Genomic DNA, 20,696 nt, shown 5'->3' with positions numbered 1-20,696 from the left:
CGCGTGGCGTTCCCCGCGGAAGTTCTCGCCGAGGAGGAGGAAGTCGTCCTCCACCTGCGTCCGCACTGGCGGACGGCCCTGCGGCCCGGCCTGCTCGTGCTGCTCGCGGTGGTGGTGTGCGCCGTGGCCTGGGTGATGTTGCCGGGCACCGAGGGCGGCCGCATCGCGTTCCTGGTGGTCGCGGCCATCATGCTCTACCAGGGCATCCGGTACGGGGCGGCGCCGCTGGTGATCTGGCGGTGCACCCATTACGTGCTGACCGGCGAACGGATCCTGCTGCAGGACGGCGTGATCGCCCGGGAGCGGCGTGACCTGCCGCTCAACCGGGTCAACGACCACGTGGTGACCCAGTCCGTGCTCGACCGCGTGTTCGGCACGGGCACGCTGAAGGTCGACTCGATCGGCGAGCAGGCCGTGGTGCTGAACGCCGTGCCGCGCGCCCAGCAGGTGCAGACGCTGCTCTACGAGCTGATCGAGCAGGATCGCCTGCTACACCCCGACGAGGACGAAGAAGAGGCAGAGCCGGAGGTTCCCGTCCAACGGCGCGGCCTCTTCAAGAGGCAGAACTAGCGCGTGTTTCGCACCGCTGCCGGGCTCCCACCACGAATGGCTAGCGCCTGGCGTCGAGCTGCGCGACGCTGCCCGGCTCGTCCTCGGTGCTCAGCTCGGCCAGCCCGGCCACCGCGTCCAGCTCGGTGAGGTCGCCCTCGTGCCCGTCGACCGGCGGCTTGAGGAAGACAAACGTGCGGTAGGCCCAGAAGCGGAACACCGTGGCGACCACGATGCCGACCGCGGTCACGGCCATGAAGGCGTGCGCGTCGCGCTCCTCGGTCAGCCCGAAGCCGTACTTGCCGATGGCGATCGCCCCGGACTGGATGACCATGCCGATGAGGTTGAAGCCGAAGAACAGGGAGTACTCGCGCTTCAGGGCCGTGCGGCTGTGGTTGCGGTATGTCCAGTAGCGGTTGGCGATGTAGGCGAGCGTGGTCGTCACGACGGTGGCGATGATGCTGGCCTTGACGGCGCCGATGGGCAGCGCGACCCAGGTGATCACCAGATAGAGCAGCGTGTTTCCGGCGCCGATGACGCCGAACGCCAGCACTTCCGGGGCAAGACGGCGCAGGTGTTCCGTCAGCGCACGAGCTGAGGGCATTGGTCAACCTTACGGGAGAGGGGGCGGTTACGCCGTGTCACGAACGGGGGACGACGGTGGGGTACCCGTCGCACTGTGCTCCAGTCGTGAAGGCGTGCCCGGCGCGGTCGGCGCCGGAAAGACGAACCGGCGGTACGACCAGAAACGGAACAGCGAGCCGGCCGCGGTGCCGACCAGCTGGCCCGAGATGTTGTCCGCGAGCTGGGTCTGGAAGACGGGGGAGAGCTGTCCGAGACCGTAGTGGCTGATCGCCAGGCAGGCCAGACCGATGCCCAGGCCTATGGCGTTCAACACGAAGAAGACCGTGTATTGCCGGGCCATGTTGGTGTGGGCCCGATCACGCCAGGTCCAGAACCGGTTGCCGACGAAGGCGAAGGTCGTCGCGACCACCGTCGAGATGGTTTTGGCGATCAGCGTCTCGAAGTCGGCCTGCAGCAGCACGTTGAAGATCACGATGTCGATGGCGAAGGCGATGCCGCCCACCGTGCCGAACTTGCCGAGCTCACGGATGAGCGCCCGGAACCTGGTGCGCAGGCCGGAGCGCTGCGTCGCTGAGGTGTCGGGCACGGTCCCGAGAGTACCGGGGGCAGTCACGGACCGCTGTTCCCGTTGGCGAGTCTTAACCGCCGGACCCCGCATGGTGACGCTGCCGGTACGGAGGGTGAATCTTGTTGATCTCGGCAATCTCGGCCACTTTCTCCCGGCAATCGGCACACCACCCCAGATGGGCGCGCATCCGGTTGCCGTCCCGCGGCGCGAGCCGTCCGCGGAGGTGGACGCCGAGCCGGTCGCCGGCCCACCGGCACTCGGGGTGGTCGGCGGTCGTCACGTGCTGTTGCAGATAGAGGCTGCGCAGACCCTCCCGGGCCCGATGGGCGAGCACCGCCACCGCGTTGGGCGTCATGCCCAGCTTGCCGGCCACCTCGGCCGGGGTGTTGCCCTCGACGGCGGTGTGCCAGAGGACGTCACGCCATCGCTCCGGGAGCTGCCGGAAGGCGGCCGCGGCGTACGTCCGTTCCAGCCGGTCGAGCGCCGGGTCGGAGTAGGGCTCGCCCTCGTCGTACCGGGTCAGGTCGTCGGTGAACTCGAGCCGGCGGTCGCTGCGGGCCCGGTGGTAACAGACGTGCCGCATGGTCGTGTGCAGGTAGGCGCGGAAGGCGACCAGGGGGCCGCGGCCGGCGCGCAGCGAGGCGAACACCTTGGCGAACGTCTCGGCGACCAGGTCGTCCACGTCGGCCGGGTCGTTGGTCAGGCCCCAGGCCAGCTGCCGGGCCGCCGCGCGGTGCCGTTCGTAGAGCGTCCCGTACGCCGCGGTGTCGCCGGCCCGGACGGCCGCCAGCAGCTCGGTGTCCGGCGGCTCGGGACTTCCGTCCGGCGGACTGGCCGGGATCGTCATTCCTGCCTCCTGCGGCGGGAGTAAGAGGAAAGCCCGATGAAAGCCAGCTTAGGACGTTAAGTCCGGTTTGCGAAAATCGACGGGAGTTGGGCGTGCCCAGCCCCAGGGCTCGGCCGAATCCGACGAGATTGCGCGGAACTGCGCCGTACGGCGAAGGATCGATCGCTTGCGAGCAGCGGAGCCAAAGATTGTGCGGTTATCCACAGCGACGGCCGACGAACTGAATGTGTTCCCGCCTTAGGCTGAGCCAACTCTCAAGACCCCCGGGCCGGCGCCACCGGTCCCTGCGGTCATTGGTCAGTGCCGACCGAAGGAGAACGTCTTGACCCAGCCCGCCGAAACAATGCCCGCCGAATCAACCCAGCCCACCGAGCACCCGACCCTCTTGGCCTGGATCGATCAGGTCGCCGCCCTCACCACCCCCGACCGCGTCGTCTGGTGCGACGGCTCCGACGAGGAGTGGACCGCCCTCACCGACGCGCTGGTCGGGTCCGGAGCATTGGCCCGGCTCGACCCGTCCAGGAAGCCGAACTCCTTCTGGGCGCGCACCGACCCCGGCGACGTGGCCCGGGTCGAGGAGCGCACGTTCATCTGCTCGGCCGACGAAGCCGACGCGGGACCCACCAACAACTGGATGGACCCGGCGGAGATGAAGGCGGTGATGACCGACCTTTACCGCGGCAGCATGCGCGGCCGCACGATGTACGTCGTGCCGTTCTGCATGGGTCCCCTGGACGCGCCCGAGCCCATGTTCGGTGTCGAGCTGACCGACAGCCCCTACGTCGTGGCCAGCATGCGGATCATGACGCGGATGGGCACGGCGGTGCTCGAGGCGATGGGCACGGACGCCGCCTTCGTCCCCGCGCTGCATTCGGTCGGCGCTCCGATCGAGCCGGGCCAGGACGATGTGGCCTGGCCGTGCAACGAGACCAAGTACATCTCGCACTTCCCGGAGACGCGCGAGATCTGGTCGTACGGGTCCGGGTACGGCGGCAACTCGCTGCTGGGCAAGAAGTGCTACGCGCTGCGGATCGCCAGCGTGGCCGCCCGCGACGAGGGCTGGCTGGCCGAGCACATGCTGATCATGAAGCTCACCTCCCCCGAAGGGCAGGTCCGCTATCTCGCCGGCGCCTTCCCGTCGGCCTGCGGCAAGACCAACCTGGCCATGCTCGAACCGACCCTGCCCGGCTGGAAGGTCGAGACCGTCGGCGACGACATCGCCTGGATGCGCTTCGGCGAGGACGGCCGTCTCTGGGCCACCAACCCCGAGTTCGGACTGTTCGGCGTGGCCCCCGGCACCGACTTCCACACCAACCCCAACGCGATGCGCACGCTCGCCCGCGGCAACTCGGTCTTCACCAACGTGGCCCTGACCGACGACGGGGACATCTGGTGGGAGGGCATGGGCACGCCGCCGGCCCACCTCACGTCGTGGCGGGGCGAGGACTGGACGCCGGAGTCGGAGACCCCGTCGAGCCATCCCAACAGCCGATTCTGTACGCCCATCGAGCAGTGCCCGATCCTGGCCGACGAATATCACGACCCGCGGGGCGTACCGATCGACGCGATCCTGTTCGGCGGCCGCCGCAAGACGACCGTCCCGCTGGTCGCCGAGGCGCGCGACTGGGTGCACGGCGTCTACCTCGGGGCCACCCTGTCGAGCGAGACCACGGCGGCCGCGGTCGGCCAGGTCGGGGTCGTGCGCCGCGACCCGATGGCGATGCTGCCGTTCATCGGCTACCACGCCGGCGACTACTTCCAGCACTGGATCGACATGGCCAAGGGCGCGTCGGGCGACGCCGGCAAACTGCCCCGGATCTTCTACGTCAACTGGTTCCGGCGCGGCGACGACGACCGGTTCCTGTGGCCCGGGTTCGGCGAGAACAGCCGCGTCCTCAAGTGGATCGCCGAGCGGCTCGACGGCCGGGGCGAGGCGATCGAGACAGCGATCGGGCACGTGCCGACCGTGAGCGCGATCGACCGTACCGGTCTCGACCTGGACGATCGTGACCTGGAAGCCGTCCTCCGGGTCGACCGCGAGGAGTGGCTGGCCGAGATTCCGCAGATCACCGAGTGGTTCACGAAGTTCGGCGACAAGCTGCCGGCCGTGCTCTGGGCCGAGCTCGACGCGCTGCGCGCCCGTCTGGCCGAGTAAGCCGGGCCCCGACCGGGTAAATGCCGGCCGTGGCAACTGAAACGGTGCGACCCCGCGCGTTACGCGTGCTGACCGCCCTGCTGGTTGCCACGGCCGTGTCGACCGTCGTGGTCGAGGTCCTCAACTACTTGTACGCCCCTGAGCACGGCTTCGGGCTGGCGGTCCGCACCGGGTGGGGCCTGCTGCGCACGCTGGGCTGGCTGCTGCTGATCCGGCAGGTGCGCCGCGACCGCGCCGTCGCCCGGCCGCTGGGCCTGATCCTGGCCGTCACCACGGTCTTCGCGGTCGGCCGGCTCGTCGTGCCGCGCTCCGGACTGCCCCCGTTGCCGGGCGTCCTCGGCTTCGCGGTGCTGCTCCTGCTGTGCGTCGCCGTGGTCGTCATGCTCTACCGCCATCCGGTCGTCCGCGAACACCTGGTGCGGCATCCGACCAAGCTGGTGCTGACCCGTGAGGGACTCAGCCTTCGTGAGGCGGCGCCGCGCCGGGCTCCGGTGACCGGCTGGCTGCTGACCGCCCGCATCGCCGCGTTCACCTACAGCCCGCTCATGCTCGTGCCCTGTCTGATCTCGTTCGGCCAGCTGCGCGACCGTCCGGAGTGGTTGCTCGCGGTGCTGATCTGGCTGGGGCTGGGCATCGGGGTCAGCTACGCGGTGCTGCTGGGCACGTTCTTCCTGCTGCGCGGCAAGGCGGGCGCCCGGCGCTATCTCGGCTGGCTCACCGTCTTCGTGCTGGCCTGGGACCTGCCGCTCTGCTACTTCCTGCTGGGCGTCGACGGCCTGATCCGCGACGGCGCTCCGCTGCTGGCCGCGGCGGTGCTGACCTGGTATGCGCTGTACCGAGCGGCCAGGCTCGACGGGCGCCCGGCCGAGGATGTGGACGGCGCCGCCCAGCGTCCGCGCGCTCCTGTGGACAACTCGGCTCGCGGTGTTGACACCGCGTAAGTTCAGCCCCCAAGCCCCGAGGCGGGTGGGGGCTAGGGATGGAAGGGCGCGCCGGCTTGCGAGATTTTGATGTTGCGATTGTCGGCGCCGGGCCGGCCGGAGCGGCGGCGGCGCTGGCGGCCTGCCGGACCGGGGCGCGCGTCCTGCTGCTCGACCGGTCCGACTTCCCGCGCGACAAGGTCTGCGGCGACGGCATCGCGGCCGAGGCGGTGACCGTCCTGCGTGGACTGGGCGTGGCCGGGGTCACCGACGGCTACCCGGCCATCGAGCGGCTCCGGCTGGTCGGTCCGGGCGGCTCGGCGGTCGCCCGCCCGCTGCCCCGGGCGGCGTACACCGTGCCCCGGCGGGTCTTCGACGAGCGGTTGGTCCGCGCCGCCGTCGCGGCCGGGGCCGACCTGCGCAAACACACCGTACGGTCGGTGCGCGCGGCCGGGGACGGCATCACGATCGACGGTCGTTTCCGGGCCGGTGTGGTCATCGGGGCCGACGGCGCCGGCTCGGTGGTGCGGCGGGCCCTGGGCCACCCGGTCAATCCGCCCGGACACCTGGCTGTCGCCATCCGGGGGTACGCGCCCACCACGAACACGACCGAGCAGGTCATCGTGACGACCCGGCAGCGCTGGCCCGCCTATGCCTGGGAGTTCCCGCTGGGCGACGGCACCGCGAACGTCGGCTACGGGGAGGTCCTGCGCGGTGTGCCGCTCTCCCGGGCGTACCTGTCGGAACGCCTCGACGCGCTGCTGGACGGCGGCGAGCCGACCGGCGTGCGCGGGCACCACCTGCCGTTGTCGACGCGCCGGCCGCCACCCGCACGGGGCCGGGTACTGCTCACCGGCGACGCGCTCTCGCTGATCAACCCGTTCACGGGGGAGGGCATCTTCTACGCTGTCCTCTCCGGGGCGCTGGCCGGCGAGGCGGCCGCGGCCGGTCCCGAGCGGGTCGCCGAACGGTACGGCCGTGCTCTGCGTCACCGGCTCGGCCGGCACCTGCGGCACTCCGGCTTCGCCACCCGGCTGACCAGGCAGCCGTGGGTGGTCGACGCCGCGGTGGGCGCGGCTGCCCGAGATGGGGAGGTCTTCGACCGGATGGTGGAGCTCGGCCTCGGTGACGGGGTTTTCGACCTTCGCACGATCGGTCGTATCGCCGCCCGGTTGGGTCAGCGTCACCCGGCCGACCCTTGAGTCGCTACCGATGAGGGCTAGGGTTTCAAGCGATGAGTCTGCGGTCGTTGATTTCCACTCCGTTCTACCGCGTGTATGAACGTCGGCTGGCCGGCAAGCTGGCCGGCAAGCCCGTGCCTCAGCACGTCGGCGTCATGTGTGACGGCAACCGCCGGTGGGCTCGGGAGATGGGTTTCGTCGACCCCAACGACGGTCACCGCGTCGGCGCGGCCCGCGTCAAGGAGCTGCTGACCTGGTGCGACCAGGCCGGCATCAAGCACGTCACGCTCTATCTGCTGGCCACCGACAACCTGCGCCGCCCGTCGGCCGAGCTCGACCCGCTCCTGAAGATCATCGAGGATCTCGCCACCGAGCTGGCCGAGGACGGCAACCCGTGGCGGCTGCGCATGGTCGGCGCGCTCGACCTGCTGCCGGGGCCGACGGCCGTCGCGCTCAAGGCGGCCCAGGAGAAGACCCGCGACCGTACGCTCGGCGTCGAGGTCAACATGGCGGTGGGCTACGGCGGCCGGCGCGAGATCACCGACGCTGTGCGTTCCCTGCTGCACGAGCAGGCGGCCAACGGGCGCACGATCGAGGAGATGGCCGAGATCCTCGACGTCGAGCACATCGCCGAGCACCTCTACACCCGCGGCCAGCCGGACCCCGACCTGGTCATCCGCACGAGCGGCGAGCAGCGGCTCTCCGGTTTCCTGCTGTGGCAGTCGGCGCACTCGGAGTTCTATTTCCACGACGCCAACTGGCCCGATTTCCGCCGCATCGACTTCCTGCGGGCGCTGCGGTCGTACGGCAACCGGCAGCGCCGTTACGGCGCCTGAGCACCAAGACCCGGCGCCCAGGGCCGGCACCTCGGTGCCGGCCACATCGGCAGTTGCCGCCCCGAGACGCTAGAACCTGGTAAGCCCGGCCGTCAGGAACTGGACGACGGCCTCGGGCGACTCGAGGGTGAGGTCGGCCGCGCTGGACACCTCGGCGCCGGTCTCGGGGTTGGCCACGGCGACCGCGACCCCGAAGAACGACGGGTCGACCGCCTCGCGGGCCCGCAGCGCGTCGAACGCCTTGATGTCGGACATGTCGTCCCCGAAATACCAGGCGCAGCCGGCGTCGCGGACGCCCTCGGTGATGACCATGCCCTTGTCCTGGTCGACCGGCGGCTTGAGCTCGACCACCATGCGGCCGGCCTGGGTGCGCAGGCCGACGCTCTCGGCCTGCTCGTGGGCCCAGCGCTCGACCGCGAGCGCCTCCTGCGGCGCTGTGCGGTAGTGCAGGGCCACGGAGAGGCGCTTGTATTCGACCAGGACCGGCGCGGGCAGCTCGGCCTTGGCCCGCTCGGCCAGGTCGGCCATCGCGGGCACCCAGGGCAGCGCGGCCGGCTCGGTGACGACCTCGCCCTCGTGCCACACCTCGAGGCCGTAGAGGCCGTAGAGGTCGACACGCTCGAGTGACGAGAAACGCGAGCGCAGGAAGCTGACCGGGCGGGCCGACACGATGGCGACCCGCTGGACGACCTCGGCGAGTCGTTCCAGCACACCGGGGACGGCCGGCGCCGGTTGTGAGGCGTCGGGGTCGTCGGTGACGGGTGAGAGCACGCCGTCGAAGTCGAAGAAGAAGGTGGTCGCCGCGGCGTTGGCTGCGGTGAACGCCCAGGCCTCGTCGATGCTCAGAGGATGGGTCGGACGCGGAGTCTGTGCCACGTCGTCAGATTACCCGCCTGAGGTGACGTTTCATGCGAGAGAAATTTGCCTGGACGTCGTCCGTCACCCGTTTTTGCGTACTACCGCGCCGCGCAGTTGACCGCTAGCGTTTGGGTCATGGCACGGGGTCATCCCGAGCCAGCCGGCCGGCCCGGACCTGCGACAAGTGCGCCACGGGGCCCCGCAATCCGACCCCGTGCATGAGAGACGGGCGCCGGAGGTGGCGGACCGCGGGCGTACCGGGTTGCACGCCCGCCGCTGGAGCAGGCCTGTGACATCTCGCCGATCAGACGCCGACGTCGCCCGCGACCCGGCTGCCGAAGTCTCCACGAAGACAGCGCGCCCGGGACGCCAGTCCCGAGACAGGCACGCGGACGCGGAACCGGCCCCGACGGGCCGTGTTTTCGTTCTGGACACCTCGGTTCTGCTGTCCGACCCGGCGGCGTTCCGCCGCTTCACCGATCATGAGGTGGTCATTCCCCTCGTGGTCATCTCCGAGTTGGAGGGCAAGCGTCACCATCCCGAGCTGGGGTGGTTCGCCCGGCAGTCGTTGCGTTTCCTCGACGATCTGCGGATCAAGTTCGGCCGTCTCGACCAGCCCGTCCTCTGCAACGACGAGGGCGGCACGCTCCAGGTCGAGCTCAACCACGCGGATCAGAGCGTGCTGCCGCAGGGCTTCCGCAACGACTCGAACGACACTCGCATCCTCTCGGTCGCCCTCGGGCTGGCCGCCGACGGACGCGAGGTCACGCTGGTCAGCAAGGACATGCCGCTGCGGGTCAAGGCCGCGTCGGTCGGGCTCACCGCCGACGAGTACCGCCACGGCCAGGCCAGCGACCCGACCTGGACGGGCATGGCCGACCTGAAGCTCGGCGAGGACGCGGTCAGCGCGCTCTACAGCGGCGAGGAGCTGGAGCTCGACGAGGTGGAGAACCTGCCCTGCCACACGGGCCTCGTGGTGCACTCGCCGCGGGGGTCGGCGCTCGCGCGGGTCAACCCCGACAAGACCGTACGACTGGTTCGCGGCGACCGTGAGGCGTTCGGTCTCCGCGGCCGTTCGGCTGAGCAACGGATCGCCCTCGACCTCCTGCTCGACGAGTCGATCGGCATCGTCTCGCTGGGCGGCCGGGCCGGCACGGGCAAGTCGGCGCTCGCGCTCTGCGCGGGGCTCGAGGCCACCATGGAACGCAACCGCCACAAGAAGGTCATCGTGTTCCGCCCGCTCTACGCCGTCGGTGGGCAGGAGCTCGGTTATCTGCCCGGCAGCGAGAACGAGAAGATGTCGCCGTGGGCCCAGGCCGTCTTCGACACGCTGGGCGCCGTGGCGCACGCCAACGTCGTCGAGGAGGTCATGGCCCGCGGGCTGCTCGAGGTGCTTCCGCTGACCCACATCCGCGGTCGCAGTCTGCACGACGCTTTCGTGATCGTCGACGAGGCGCAGTCGCTGGAACGCAACGTGCTGCTGACCGTTCTGTCGCGCATCGGCCAGGGCTCGCGGGTGATCCTCACCCACGACGTCGCCCAGCGCGACAACCTGCGCGTCGGCCGGCACGACGGTGTCACGGCGGTGATCGAGGCGCTCAAGGGCCACCCGATCTTCGCCCATGTGACGCTGACCCGTTCCGAGCGGTCTCCGATCGCCGAAGTGGTCACCGACCTCCTCGAGGAGATTCCACTCTGAGTAACGAGGGGAATCCGCGACGTGATCGCGGATTCCCCTCCGGAGTGACACGAATTCCGGGCCCTTTCACCCGTTTTGAGCGCGAATTTGTTGTGAGCAAGTTCACAAGACGGCGTCGTCGTTTCACATCCACTTCACGGTGAGCCATGGTGTCTGACGAGCGCCATGCGTCGTCATCGTCGTCGGAGATCGACGTCGAGCCGGCCGCCGATCGAGGGTGATCGGTGTCGCGGCCCCTCGGGGCTGCGGCGCTCGCGGCGTGTTCCACCACCATTTCCCCTGGTGGCGGACGTGCCGCGTCCTTGCCCCCGACGAAGGGAAACTTCGTGAATCGGCTCTGGAGCCGGGTCGGAGTACGAGTTGCCTCGGTCAGCCTGCTTGTCGCGGGTGCGGCCACCGGCATCTACCTCGGACAGGACCGGGAAGTCCAGCAGCGGAGCGCCGAAGCGAGCGTCGTCGCGCAGGTCGCCGTCGACAACTCGCAGCTGCTGAAGCAACGTCAGTCCGAGCACGCCGCCGCCCGCGCGTTCCAGCGTGAGGCCACCGTCGACGCTGCCGCCGAAGCCGCCACCACCGCGAAGGCCGCCGCCACCAAGGCGCACCAGGCCGAGCAGAAGGTGATCGCGCAGAAGAAGGCCGCCGCCGAGGCCGCCGCGAAGAAGGCCCAGGAAGAAAAGGCCAAGGAGAAGGAGGAGGAGGCGGACTCGGAATCGGGTTCGAGCTCGGACTCCTCCCCGGCGTACACCGGCGACATCCCCGCCTCCTGCAGTGAGTACAGCGGGAACAGGGCTATCGGCTGTTCGATGATGCTCGACGCGGGCTTCAAGATCTCCCAGTTCCCCTGCCTCGAGAAGCTGTGGGACAAGGAGAGTGGCTGGAACAAGAAGGCCACCAACCCCAGCTCGGGCGCGTACGGCATCCCCCAGGCCCTGCCGGGCAGCAAGATGAAGTCGGCCGGCAGTGACTGGAAGACCAACCCGGCCACGCAGATCGAGTGGGGCCTCGGCTACATCGAGGGTCGCTACAACACCCCGTGCAGCGCGTGGGGCCACTCGCAGGACGTGGGCTGGTACTAAGTAGACAAGCGTTGTGACGGGCCGCGCGGCTAACCGTGCGGCCCGTTTCGCTGTGATCAAATGTCCGTATGGTCCGAAAAGCCACGATGCTGGCTCTGGTGGCTGTCCTGCTGAGCTCGCAATCCGCCCAGGCCGGCAGCCTCGTGCGGCCGGCCCGTGACGTCGTCGGCGGGCTGGTGGCGCCGCAGGGCAAGTTCCCCTGGGCGGTACGGCTCTCGATGGGCTGCGGCGGGACCCTGATCGAACCTCGGGTCGTGCTGACCGCCGGGCATTGCGTCGACGGCACCGGCAAGAACGAGAGCATCCAGGTCACCGCCGGAGTGACCGACCTGAAGTCCCGGCGGGCCCAGACCGCCCGGTCCGAACGGGTGATCCGCGCCGAGGGCTTCGTCGACGAGACGCGCGGCGACGACTGGGCGGTCGTCCGTCTCGACAAGCCGCTGCGGCTGCCGACCCTGCCGCTCGCCCAGGACCCGATCGGTGCGGGGGCGTTCGTGGTGATGGGCTGGGGGCAGACCCAGGAGGCCTCGATCCAGCAGGAGGAGCGGCTGCACTACGCGACTGTGCCGATCGTGCCGGATGCGAAATGCGCGGCGGCGTACCAGAAGGCCGGAGTGACCCTCGTGCCCGAGGAGCACCTCTGTGCCGGGTCGACCACCGCAGACGCCTGTCAGGGCGACAGCGGCGGACCGATGATCGGCCACGGCCGGCGCGGGGAATGGGTGCAGGTCGGGATCGTGAGCTGGGGGCTGGGTTGCGCGCGCGACGGTTACCCCGGCGTCTACACCCAGCTGTCCACCTTCCGTCCGGCGATCAGGGCCGCCGTCCGGAAACTGCGGTGAGGACCGGCGCTCAGAAATTGAACGTCGTGTCGGTGGCCGCCGGCCGGATCCGCTTGCGACGGAAGATGATCGCCGCGATCGCGCCGCCCACCAGGCCCAGCAGGTGCCCCTGCCAGGAGATCGGCTGGTCGGTCGGCAGGATGTTGTAGAGCTGGTACCAATACAGCAGGCCGATGAACGCGGCCACGCCGAGGTTCCACCACGAGCGCTCGACCAGGCCGCGGGTGAGCAGCAGGCCGAGATAGCCGAAGACGACACCGCTGGCGCCGACGACGACGCTGTTGGGGTCGCCGACGAACCAGACGCCCAGTCCGCTCACCAGGATGATCACGAACGTCGACCAGATGAACCGTTTGGTGCCGCCGGCCAGGGCGAACGTGCCGACCAGGATGAGCGGCACGGCGTTGCCGTAGAGGTGTTCCCATCCCGCGTGCAGGAACGGGCTGAACAGCACGCCGTCGAGGCCCTCGACCCGGCGCGGGATGATGCCACCGGCCACGTCGAGCTGGCCCGAGCCGATGCCCACGTCGATCGCCTCGACGAGGAACAGCACCGGAATGACGGCGCACATGGTCACGAACGCCCGGCCGAGGGACGCGTAGAAAGCGTCCGTGCCGAACTTCGCCTCAGCGTCCGCGCGAGCTTGCGCCCCGTAACTCATCTTTCGATAGTTCCAGGCAACAGCAAGGCCCGCCAATGGGCGGGCCCTGCCAACAGGTAAGTCTCAGATAACCGGGTCACCGTCACCCAGCGGTACGGTCGGCAGGTGGCCGTCGAAGTCGATGGCCGAGTAGAGGGCCAGTTTCTCGAGCCGGTGGTACGAATCGATCACCCGGATCGTGCCGCTCTTGGACCGCATGACCATCGACTGGGTGTGCGCGCCGCCGGAGCGGTAACGCACGCCCTTGAGCAGGTCGCCCGAGGTCACCCCGGTGGCCACGAAGAAGCAGTTGTCCCCGGTGACCAGGTCGTCGGTGGTGAGCACGCGGTCGAGGTCGTGACCGGCGGCCAGGGCCTTCTCGCGCTCGGCGGCGTCCTGCGGCCACAGTTTGGCCTGGATCATGCCGCCCAGGCACTTGAGCGCGCAGGCCGCGGTGATGCCCTCGGGCGTGCCGCCCACCCCCATCAGGACGTCCACGTCGGATTCGAGCCGGGCCGCCGAGATGGCTCCGGCGATGTCCCCGTCGGTGATGAACTTGATGTTGGCGCCGGCCTGACGCACCTCCTCGACCAGGGTCGCGTGCCGCGGCCGGTCGAGGATGCAGACGGTCACGTCGGAGATGCTGGACCGCTTGGCCTTGGCGATGCGGCGCAGGTTCTCGGCCGTGCCGGCGTTGATGTCGATCACGTCGGCGCAGTCCGGGCCGACGGCGATCTTCTCCATGTAGAAGACGGCGCTCGGGTCGAACATCGCGCCGCGCTCGGCCACGGCCAGCACCGCCACGGCGCCGGGCATGCCCTTGCTCATCAACGTCGTGCCGTCGATCGGGTCCACGGCCACATCGACCTCGGGCCCGGTGCCGTCGCCGACCCGCTCCCCGTTGAAGAGCATGGGCGCCTCGTCCTTCTCGCCCTCGCCGATCACCACCGTGCCGCGCATCTGGATCGAGTTGATCAGCTTGCGCATGGCGTCGACGGCGGCGCCGTCCCCGCCGTTCTTGTCGCCGCGCCCGACCCAGCGGCCGGCCGCCATGGCGGCGGCCTCGGTGACACGGACCAGATCGAGGGCGATGTTGCGGTCGAGATCCTGCGGGACCCGTGCGGGCATGGGCGCCTCCTCGCGACGTTGCGGGGCTTCGTGGGTGCACCGATCCTCACATGCGCGGACGCGCGAAGTCTCGACTCAGCGACATGGTTAACAATGGGTAGGTGGAACCCGCATCGCCCGACGCTCCCTCGCCGACCACCTCCGCCGCCTCGACCGCTTCCACCGCCCCGGCCGCTCCCGGCGAGCCGCAGGAGCCGGTGCGGCTCGCGCGTGGTCAGGAGCGGTCGCCCCGGGACATGGTGATGTCGCTGGCTGTCCTGCTGATCCCGATCGCGCTGCTGCTGACCTTCTACCGCCTCGTGCTGGACGGCGACAAGCCGGTCGCGGTCGACCCGGCGCCCACGATCCAGGAGGCCCAGCAGGCGAAGGCCTTCACCGTGCTGGTGCCGCAGGGCCTGGGCGACGACTGGCACGCGTCGAGCGCGACCTTCCGCCGGGCCGAGAACGGCGCGACGCTGCGGCTCGGCTACGTCGACCCCGACAAGGACCCGATCCAGCTCGTGCAGAGCAGCGTGCCCTCGTCGACGCTGCTGCCGCTGGAGCTCACCCAGGACGCCAAACCGCTCGGCGACTTCCGCGCCCCGAGCGGCGTGTGGCGGCTCTACGACGGCCGCCCGGGGGAGCGGGCGCTCGTGCTGGCCGACCAGACCCGCACGGTCGTCATCGTCGGCAAGACCGACACCGACAACCTCGAAGCCCTGGCCGGCGCCCTGCGCTAGGTCCTGACCTTCGAGCCCTAACCCTCCGAGCGGGCGGCGCGCGCGGTTTCGATGCGCTCGCGGGCGCCGTCGAGCCAGTGCTGGCAGACGTCGGCCAGTTTCTCGCCGCGTTCCCACAGGGCCAGCGACTCCTCCAGCGAGGTGCCGCCCTGCTCCAGCCGCTCGACGACCCCGGCCAGCTCGGTGCGCGCCTGCTCGTAGCTCAACTTCTCGTCGGTCACTGCATCTCCGGTACCGCTGGTCGGCGCACTGCGCTTGGTCACCACAACCTCATCCTCACCACAGCCTCGTCCTCATCAGAGCTCATCCTCATCACAGCCTCGGCACTGCTCACCCGTCGTCCCGGACCTCCGCGCGGAGCTCGCCCTCGGCGAGCCGCAACCGGAGGACGTCGTCGGCCTTGACCTCGTCGGCGGCCCGCACGACATGGCCGTCGGAGCGCTGCACGATCGCGTACCCCCGCTGCAGCGTCGCGGCCGGGGAGAGCGCGCGCAGCCGGGCCACCGTGTGGCGGAGCTCGTCGTCGGCGCGGCGCAGGCGGTGGTCGAGGCTGCGCACCGCCCGGTCGCGCAGCGCGGTCACGTCGGCGGCGCGCTGGTCGACGAGCAGCTCGGGACGGGCCAGCGAGGGCCGGGACCGCCACGACTCGAGGCGATGGGTCTCGCGTTCGACCAGCGTGAGGACGGCGCGCTCGAGCCGGCGGCGGGCCACCTCGATGAGCTGCGTCTCCTCACCCAGGTCGGGCACGAGCCGCTTGGCCGCGTCGGTCGGCGTGGAGGCCCGCACGTCGGCCACGTAGTCGAGCAGCGGCGCGTCGGTCTCGTGACCGATCGCGCTGACCACCGGCGTCCGCGTGCCGAAGACCGCGCGGCAGAGCGCCTCGTCGGAGAAGGGCAGCAGATCCTCGACGCTGCCACCGCCCCGGGCGATCACGATGACGTCGATGGTGTCGTCGTTGTCGAGCACCTTGAGCGCGTCGATGATCTGCGGGACCGCGGTCGGCCCCTGCACCGGGACGTTGACCACCCGGAAGTCGACCGAGGGCCAGCGGCGGCGCGTGTTCATCAGCACGTCGCGCTCGGCCGCGCTGGCCCGGCCGGTGATCAGGCCGATGCGCCGCGGCAGGAACGGGAGCCGCCGTTTGCGCTCGCGGGCGAACAACCCCTCGGCCGCGAGCAGCTTTTTCAGCCTTTCGAGCCGGGCCAGCAACTCGCCCAGCCCAACCTGGCGGATCTCGTCGGCGCGCAGGCTCAGCGTGCCGCGGGCGGGGTAGAACTCGGGCTTGGCGTGCAGCGTGACCCGGGCGCCCTCGGCCAGCTCGGGGGCTCCCGCGTCGAGCACGTCGCGGTGGGCGGTCACGGTGAGGCTGAGGTCGGCCGACGGGTCGCGCAGGGTCAGGAAAACCACGGTGGAGCCCGGCCGGCGGCTGATCTGGGCGACCTGACCGTCGACCCAGACCCACCCGAGCTTGGCTATCCAGGAGCCGATCTTCTGGCTGACGACGCGGACCGGCCAGGGCTCCTCGGCGGAGCTTTTCGGGGGCGCCGCGCTCGGCTCTGGCTCACTCACCCGGCCAGACTACGGAAGCCCTCCGACATTTCCGCTGCCGCCCGACGGCCGCGCCGACGAGGGCTATTGCCGGAGGGTGCGGTCCTCGGCGCTGTCGCCGCGGCTCGGGTCGGGGCCGGGCGACGGTCGCACCGACGCTCCCTGGTCGTAGGCGCGCTTCTCGGCGTGGCCCGGCGGGTTGCCCACCGGCGACGCGTCCGCCCGGCGGGGCTCGGGGCGAGCCGGACGGAGCCAGGCGACGACGGCCATGGCGATCAACCCGGCGCACAGCCAGAAGAGCACGTCGGCGACGGAACGGAACGGGTCGGTACGCCAGTCGCCGGGATCGCGGGCCAGCATCGTGAACGGGAAGCCGTGCCGTACGGCGTAGTCGCGCGAACAGCAGGCCACGGCCAGCGACGGGATCGTGCTGCCCACCAGCCCCAGCACCGCGACCAGCCCACCCGCCGCCCAGGCGAGGCCGGACAGCCGGCTCCCGATCCGGCCCGCGCCCAGCAGGAGCAGCCCGGTGATCAGCAGCACCACGTGGAAGACGACATAGGAGACGTCGTTCAGGCCCATCGCCAGGTCGAGCAGCCCGAGCGCGACGCAGGCCCATCCCACGATCAGCCGGAAGGTCGCTCCCGCCGACGCGAGAAAACCGGGTTCGTCGTCCTCCACAGCCGCAGGCATGCGTCCGAGTATCTCGGCAAAACCATCACATCACCGGCGATTCGCCTTCTTCCGCCCCGATCGGTCAGGCCCGCGACGAACCCGATCGGTCAGGCCCGCGACGAACCGGTCCGGCGGCGGCCGATAACGACGGCGATGACCACCAGCAGGAGACCGGCGTACGACCAGACAAGCAGGTCGACGGCCAGCGAGACGACGTCGATGCTCCAGCCGGCCGACCGCGCCAGCCGGAACGCCGTCTCCGGGTCGTCGGCGAACCCGCCCCGGTGGATCCACTGGAAAGGCCAGCCCCGTTCCGACACGTACGCGAACTCGCAGCACCGGCGGGACTTCTCGACGATCAGGCCGGCCGCGGTGCCGCCCAGCGCCGATCCGGTCATCACCACGGCGGTGACCAGCCGGGGCAGCCGGATGCGGTGGGGCATGAGCAGCACCAGGCCGCCGGCGGCGAGCACCGTGCCGATCGCCGCGTCCAGCGCCGCCGTCGCCACGTGCAGGTTGAGCAGAATCCAGGTCAGCCCGCCGACCAGCGACAACGCGCCGAGGACGAAGCGCAGCGCCCGCCCGGTGACGGCCCACCCCGGCGCCGGACCGGCCACTGCGACCGGCTGCGCCACATCCCGTTGACCCTCATCGAGCACCCGACGAGTATCCCGGCCGGAGCCTCCGTGGTCGAGCCCTCGGCCGGGCGGACCGGCCGGTGGCCGGCGCCCGCCTGTGGACAACGGCACTGTGCGCGACCGGGCGTTGCCGGGACGCCGCCACGTACCATGGCCGGGTGAGCGAACCTCGGAAGCGTGTCCTGCTGGCCAAGCCGCGCGGCTACTGCGCGGGCGTCGACCGCGCGGTGCAGACCGTCGAGGAAGCGCTGAAGCTCTACGGCGCCCCGGTCTATGTGCGCAAGCAGATCGTGCACAACAAACACGTGGTCAACACGCTCGAGGCCCGCGGCGCGATCTTCGTGGAGGAGAACGAGGAGGTGCCCGAGGGCTCGACCGTCGTCTTCTCGGCCCACGGTGTCGCCCCCGAGGTGCACGAGCAGGCCCGGGCCCGCAACCTCAAGGCCATCGACGCGACCTGCCCGCTGGTCACCAAGGTCCACCACGAGGCCAAGCGGTTCGCCGCCGACGACTACGACATCCTGCTCATCGGTCACGAGGGCCACGAGGAGGTCGTCGGCACGTCCGGCGAGGCTCCCCAGCACATCCAGCTCGTCGACGGCCCCGACGCGGTCGACCAGGTCGTCGTGCGCGACCCGGCCAAGGTCGTGTGGCTGTCGCAGACCACGCTGTCGGTCGACGAGACGATGGAGACGGTGGCCCGGCTCAAGACCCGGCTGCCGCTGCTGCAGTCGCCCCCGAGCGACGACATCTGCTACGCCACGCAGAACCGCCAGCACGTGGTCAAGGAGATCGCCCCCGAGTGCGACGTGGTGATCGTCGTCGGCTCGACCAACTCGTCCAACTCCGTCCGCCTCGTCGAGGTGGCGGTGGACGCCGGCGCCCGCTCCGGCCACCTGGTCGACTACGCGTCCGAGATCCAGGACGAGTGGCTCGAGGGCGCGACCACGGTCGGCGTCTCGTCCGGCGCCAGCGTCCCCGAGGAACTGGTCATGGAGGTGCTGGGCCACCTGGCCACGCGCGGCTTCGGCGAGGTCACCGAGTTCACCACCGCCGACGAGCGCCTCACCTTCTCCCTACCCCAAGAGCTGCGGAGAGACATGAAAGCCGCAGCAGCTGTGCTTAATGGCTCCGCTCCGCTCCGCGAGCAATCGCCCCTTCGGGGCTGATGAGCGGGCAGCCAATTTCACGGCACCGCAAACCCGGCGGCGACGCGAAATCGACTCCCCGCTCATCAGCGGGGCGATTGCGGCGGGGGTCAGCGGGGTTCCAGCAGTTCGGGGGCCTGGGGCTGGCGGGGGGCTACCTCGAGCTGGACTGGGGTGGGGATGTCGTCGTCGGAGACGCCCATCTCGGCCAGTTTTCGGGCGCTGACCAGCACGCGGGCTTCCAGGGAACCGACTGCCTTGTTGTACGCGGTGACGGCGCCGCCGAGGGAGGCGCCGAGCTTGCCGACGTGGTCGCCGAGGGTCGACAGCCGGGCGTAGAGCTCGCGGGCGACGCTGTGCACCTCGACCGCGTTGCGGGCCAGCTCCTCCTGCCGCCAGGAGAACGCCACCGTCCGCAGCAGCGCGATGAGCGTGGCCGGGGTGGCCAGCACCACGTTGCGGCGGAAGGCGTGTTCCATCAGCGTCGGGTCATGGCGCAGGGCGACGTCGAGGAACGGGTCGGCCGGCATGAAGAGCACCACGAAGTCGGGCGCCGACTCGAAGGCGGTCCAGTACTGCTTGGCCGCCAGCGCGTCGATGTGTGAGCGCAGATGACGGGCGTGCTGGTCGAGGAATCCGTCGCGGCTGCGCTCGTCGCGGGCCTCCAGCGCCGACAGGTACGCCTCCAGGGGCGCCTTGGCGTCGACGACGACACTGCGGCCGCCGTGCAGACGTACGACGAGATCGGGGCGTACGCCGGAATTGTCGGTTGCCGCCGTGACCTGCTCAGCGAAGTCACAGTGTTCGAGCAGGCCGGCCGCTTCGACGATGCGGCGCAGCTGATGCTCGCCCCAGCGGCCCCGGGTCTGCGGCGTGCGCAGGGCGGCGACCAGCTGCTTGGTCTCGGTCCGCAGCTCGCCCGACACCGTGGCCATCGCGCGCACCTGCTCGCGCAGCTCGGCGTACGCGTCGATGCGCTCCCGCTCCAGCTCAGTGACCCTTTCCTCGTAGCGGCGCAGCGTCTCGTGCAGCGGCGCCACCGCCCGGGCCACCGCCTCCTGCGATTGGGCCGTGGACTCGTACGACAAGGAGCGGAGCGACTGTTCCAGGCGTTCCTCCCCGTCCGCGCGGGCCTGCACGGTCGCCTCGAGCCGGGCGATGTCGGCGGCCGCCCGCAGTCGCGCGGCGAGCCACCCGAGGGCGCCCCCGACGGCGAGGCAGACGAGCACCACGAGCAGCGTCGAAACAGTCACATACCGGAGGTTGCCAGACCGGGGATCCGAGACTCGCGAGGGTACCGTTGAAACATGAGCGTGTTGCTGATATTGGGCATCGTCATCATCGTCCTTCTCGTGATAATCCTGGCCCGGCGCAGCGGCGCGGCGTCACAGCAGACGCGACTCGAGGACGCGCGGGCCGAGGCCCAGCGGTGGTACGAGCGCCTCGGCGGCCAGCTGATGAACCTGCACGGCAACGACGAGGCCGCCCGGCAGGCGCTTTCCGACGCGGGTGAGCGCTACAACGCGGCCGGCGGTCAGCTGCAGCAGGCCAACACCGTCCGGCAGTACGAGCTGGCCCGCGAGTCGGCGCTGGAGGGCCTGCAGTATGTGCGGGCCGCGCGGGTCGCGATGGGCATCGACCCGGGTCCCGACCTGCCCGCCCTCGCCTCGGCCCAGGGCGCCGGCCAGCTGACCAGGGAGCGCGAGGTCAGCGTGCAGGGTCAGCACTACAAGGCCGGCCCGCAGCCCGGTCCCGAAACGCCCTACTACTACCCCGGCGGCCGCGTGCAGGGTCGTCCGGTGCCTTCCGGCTGGTATTCGACGCCGGTCTGGAAGACGGCCCTGGGTGCCGGCGCGGGCGTCCTCGGCGGCATGCTGATCTTCGACGCTCTGCTGTCGCCCGGCTTCGGTGACATGGGCTACGGCGACGGCTTCTCCGACGGCTACGCCGACGCCGCGCAGGACTTCGGCGGTGACGCGGGTGGCGACCAGGGCGCCGGTGACTTCGGCGGCGGAGATGTCGGCGGCGACATGGGTGGCGGCTGGGGCGGCGGCGACTTCGACTTCTAGCCGGCCGGCCCGCAG

22 protein-coding genes are annotated in these 20,696 nt (G+C 70.5%); 11 read left to right on the top strand and 11 right to left on the bottom strand.

Annotation, left to right across the window (positions count from 1 at the left end; translation table 11 throughout):
* The first annotated feature begins 3 nt into the window (after nt 1-3).
* Nucleotides 4-570, top strand: coding sequence for a PH domain-containing protein (locus tag HJC40_RS21790; RefSeq protein ID WP_250003126.1), 567 nt, complete (start codon nt 4-6; stop codon nt 568-570).
* Nucleotides 571-610: 40 nt separating this feature from the next.
* Here HJC40_RS21790 and HJC40_RS21785 read toward each other — a convergent pair whose 3' ends face one another.
* From HJC40_RS21785 to HJC40_RS21775, 3 genes are read right to left on the bottom strand one after another with little or no spacing between them, the layout of a single operon-like run.
* Nucleotides 611-1,153, bottom strand: a complete 543-nt coding sequence (locus tag HJC40_RS21785; RefSeq protein ID WP_250003123.1) for a GtrA family protein — start codon at nt 1,151-1,153, stop codon at nt 611-613.
* 27 nt (nt 1,154-1,180) lie between these two features.
* Entirely contained in the window at nt 1,181-1,792 is a 612-nt protein-coding gene (locus HJC40_RS21780) for a GtrA family protein (protein WP_284043529.1), read from the bottom strand.
* Complete coding sequence (locus tag HJC40_RS21775; RefSeq protein ID WP_250003120.1) at nt 1,773-2,549, bottom strand: sigma-70 family RNA polymerase sigma factor; 777 nt, start codon at nt 2,547-2,549, stop codon at nt 1,773-1,775. The genes HJC40_RS21780 and HJC40_RS21775 overlap by 20 nt, the downstream gene beginning before the upstream one ends.
* Nucleotides 2,550-2,892: 343 nt before the next feature.
* Here HJC40_RS21775 and HJC40_RS21770 point away from each other — a divergent pair, with 343 nt between their 5' ends.
* Genes HJC40_RS21770 through HJC40_RS21755 form a run of 4 tightly spaced genes read left to right on the top strand, consistent with a single transcriptional unit; the run spans nt 2,893 to nt 7,641 of the window.
* Nucleotides 2,893-4,704 (top strand): phosphoenolpyruvate carboxykinase (GTP), encoded by a 1,812-nt coding sequence (locus tag HJC40_RS21770; RefSeq protein WP_250003440.1) that lies wholly within the window; start codon nt 2,893-2,895, stop codon nt 4,702-4,704.
* A 20-nt stretch (nt 4,705-4,724) separates the two neighbouring features.
* Nucleotides 4,725-5,645 carry a hypothetical protein gene (locus HJC40_RS21765; RefSeq protein WP_374272389.1) on the top strand — a complete coding sequence of 307 codons (921 nt, stop codon included), beginning with the start codon at nt 4,725-4,727 and terminating at the stop codon, nt 5,643-5,645.
* Nucleotides 5,646-5,683: 38 nt separating this feature from the next.
* Complete coding sequence (locus HJC40_RS21760; RefSeq protein ID WP_250003118.1) at nt 5,684-6,826, top strand: NAD(P)/FAD-dependent oxidoreductase; 1,143 nt, start codon at nt 5,684-5,686, stop codon at nt 6,824-6,826.
* Nucleotides 6,827-6,858: 32 nt separating this feature from the next.
* Nucleotides 6,859-7,641, top strand: a complete 783-nt coding sequence (locus HJC40_RS21755) for an isoprenyl transferase (RefSeq protein ID WP_250003117.1) — start codon at nt 6,859-6,861, stop codon at nt 7,639-7,641.
* A gap of 69 nt (nt 7,642-7,710) precedes the next feature.
* Here HJC40_RS21755 and otsB read toward each other — a convergent pair whose 3' ends face one another.
* Nucleotides 7,711-8,517, bottom strand: coding sequence for a trehalose-phosphatase (otsB, locus tag HJC40_RS21750; protein WP_250003116.1), 807 nt, complete (start codon nt 8,515-8,517; stop codon nt 7,711-7,713).
* A 271-nt stretch (nt 8,518-8,788) separates the two neighbouring features.
* Between otsB and HJC40_RS21745 the strand changes: the two genes are divergently transcribed.
* The 3 genes from HJC40_RS21745 to HJC40_RS21735 all read left to right on the top strand — a co-directional run bounded on the left by HJC40_RS21745 (nt 8,789) and on the right by HJC40_RS21735 (nt 12,116).
* Nucleotides 8,789-10,198 carry a PhoH family protein gene (locus HJC40_RS21745; RefSeq protein ID WP_250003115.1) on the top strand — a complete coding sequence of 470 codons (1,410 nt, stop codon included), beginning with the start codon at nt 8,789-8,791 and terminating at the stop codon, nt 10,196-10,198.
* Nucleotides 10,199-10,524: 326 nt separating this feature from the next.
* Entirely contained in the window at nt 10,525-11,274 is a 750-nt protein-coding gene (locus HJC40_RS21740) for a lytic transglycosylase domain-containing protein (RefSeq protein WP_250003114.1), read from the top strand.
* A gap of 68 nt (nt 11,275-11,342) precedes the next feature.
* Nucleotides 11,343-12,116 carry a trypsin-like serine protease gene (locus HJC40_RS21735; RefSeq protein WP_250003113.1) on the top strand — a complete coding sequence of 258 codons (774 nt, stop codon included), beginning with the start codon at nt 11,343-11,345 and terminating at the stop codon, nt 12,114-12,116.
* A 10-nt stretch (nt 12,117-12,126) separates the two neighbouring features.
* Here HJC40_RS21735 and HJC40_RS21730 read toward each other — a convergent pair whose 3' ends face one another.
* Both HJC40_RS21730 and glpX read right to left on the bottom strand, forming a co-directional pair.
* Nucleotides 12,127-12,777: a rhomboid family intramembrane serine protease gene (locus HJC40_RS21730; protein WP_250003112.1), complete on the bottom strand. Its 651-nt coding sequence runs from the start codon at nt 12,775-12,777 to the stop codon at nt 12,127-12,129.
* Between the two features lie 63 nt (nt 12,778-12,840).
* Nucleotides 12,841-13,884 (bottom strand): class II fructose-bisphosphatase, encoded by a 1,044-nt coding sequence (glpX, locus tag HJC40_RS21725; RefSeq protein ID WP_250003111.1) that lies wholly within the window; start codon nt 13,882-13,884, stop codon nt 12,841-12,843.
* A gap of 101 nt (nt 13,885-13,985) precedes the next feature.
* Between glpX and HJC40_RS21720 the strand changes: the two genes are divergently transcribed.
* On the top strand, nt 13,986-14,603 hold the full coding sequence (locus HJC40_RS21720) for a DUF4245 domain-containing protein (protein WP_250003110.1): 618 nt from the start codon (nt 13,986-13,988) through the stop codon (nt 14,601-14,603).
* A 17-nt stretch (nt 14,604-14,620) separates the two neighbouring features.
* On the opposite strand, the gene HJC40_RS21715 is transcribed toward HJC40_RS21720, so the two are convergent.
* The 4 genes from HJC40_RS21715 to HJC40_RS21700 form a co-directional block, all read right to left on the bottom strand.
* Nucleotides 14,621-14,824 (bottom strand): exodeoxyribonuclease VII small subunit, encoded by a 204-nt coding sequence (locus tag HJC40_RS21715; RefSeq protein WP_250003109.1) that lies wholly within the window; start codon nt 14,822-14,824, stop codon nt 14,621-14,623.
* A 109-nt stretch (nt 14,825-14,933) separates the two neighbouring features.
* Nucleotides 14,934-16,172: an exodeoxyribonuclease VII large subunit gene (gene xseA, locus HJC40_RS21710; RefSeq protein WP_250003108.1), complete on the bottom strand. Its 1,239-nt coding sequence runs from the start codon at nt 16,170-16,172 to the stop codon at nt 14,934-14,936.
* Between the two features lie 63 nt (nt 16,173-16,235).
* Nucleotides 16,236-16,844 carry a hypothetical protein gene (locus tag HJC40_RS21705; protein WP_250003107.1) on the bottom strand — a complete coding sequence of 203 codons (609 nt, stop codon included), beginning with the start codon at nt 16,842-16,844 and terminating at the stop codon, nt 16,236-16,238.
* A gap of 89 nt (nt 16,845-16,933) precedes the next feature.
* The gene (locus HJC40_RS21700) at nt 16,934-17,485 is read right to left on the bottom strand and encodes a hypothetical protein (protein ID WP_250003106.1); all 552 of its coding nucleotides are present in this window, start codon (nt 17,483-17,485) and stop codon (nt 16,934-16,936) included.
* 137 nt (nt 17,486-17,622) lie between these two features.
* Between HJC40_RS21700 and HJC40_RS21695 the strand changes: the two genes are divergently transcribed.
* A complete protein-coding gene (locus HJC40_RS21695) occupies nt 17,623-18,633 on the top strand; it encodes a 4-hydroxy-3-methylbut-2-enyl diphosphate reductase (RefSeq protein ID WP_250003105.1) in 1,011 nt (336 codons plus the stop codon).
* 89 nt (nt 18,634-18,722) lie between these two features.
* Here the strand turns inward: HJC40_RS21695 and HJC40_RS21690 are convergent, their stop codons facing one another.
* Nucleotides 18,723-19,865, bottom strand: coding sequence for a DNA recombination protein RmuC (locus HJC40_RS21690; protein WP_250003104.1), 1,143 nt, complete (start codon nt 19,863-19,865; stop codon nt 18,723-18,725).
* A gap of 54 nt (nt 19,866-19,919) precedes the next feature.
* Here HJC40_RS21690 and HJC40_RS21685 point away from each other — a divergent pair, with 54 nt between their 5' ends.
* A complete protein-coding gene (locus tag HJC40_RS21685) occupies nt 19,920-20,681 on the top strand; it encodes a hypothetical protein (RefSeq protein WP_250003103.1) in 762 nt (253 codons plus the stop codon).
* The last annotated feature ends 15 nt before the right edge of the window (nt 20,682-20,696 follow it).

Source organism: Actinoplanes sp. M2I2, from assembly GCF_023544445.1.
Lineage (GTDB): Bacteria > Actinomycetota > Actinomycetes > Mycobacteriales > Micromonosporaceae > Actinoplanes.
The sequence above is the reverse complement of the archived record's forward strand: the minus strand, read 5'-3'. Positions and strand labels throughout refer to the sequence as shown.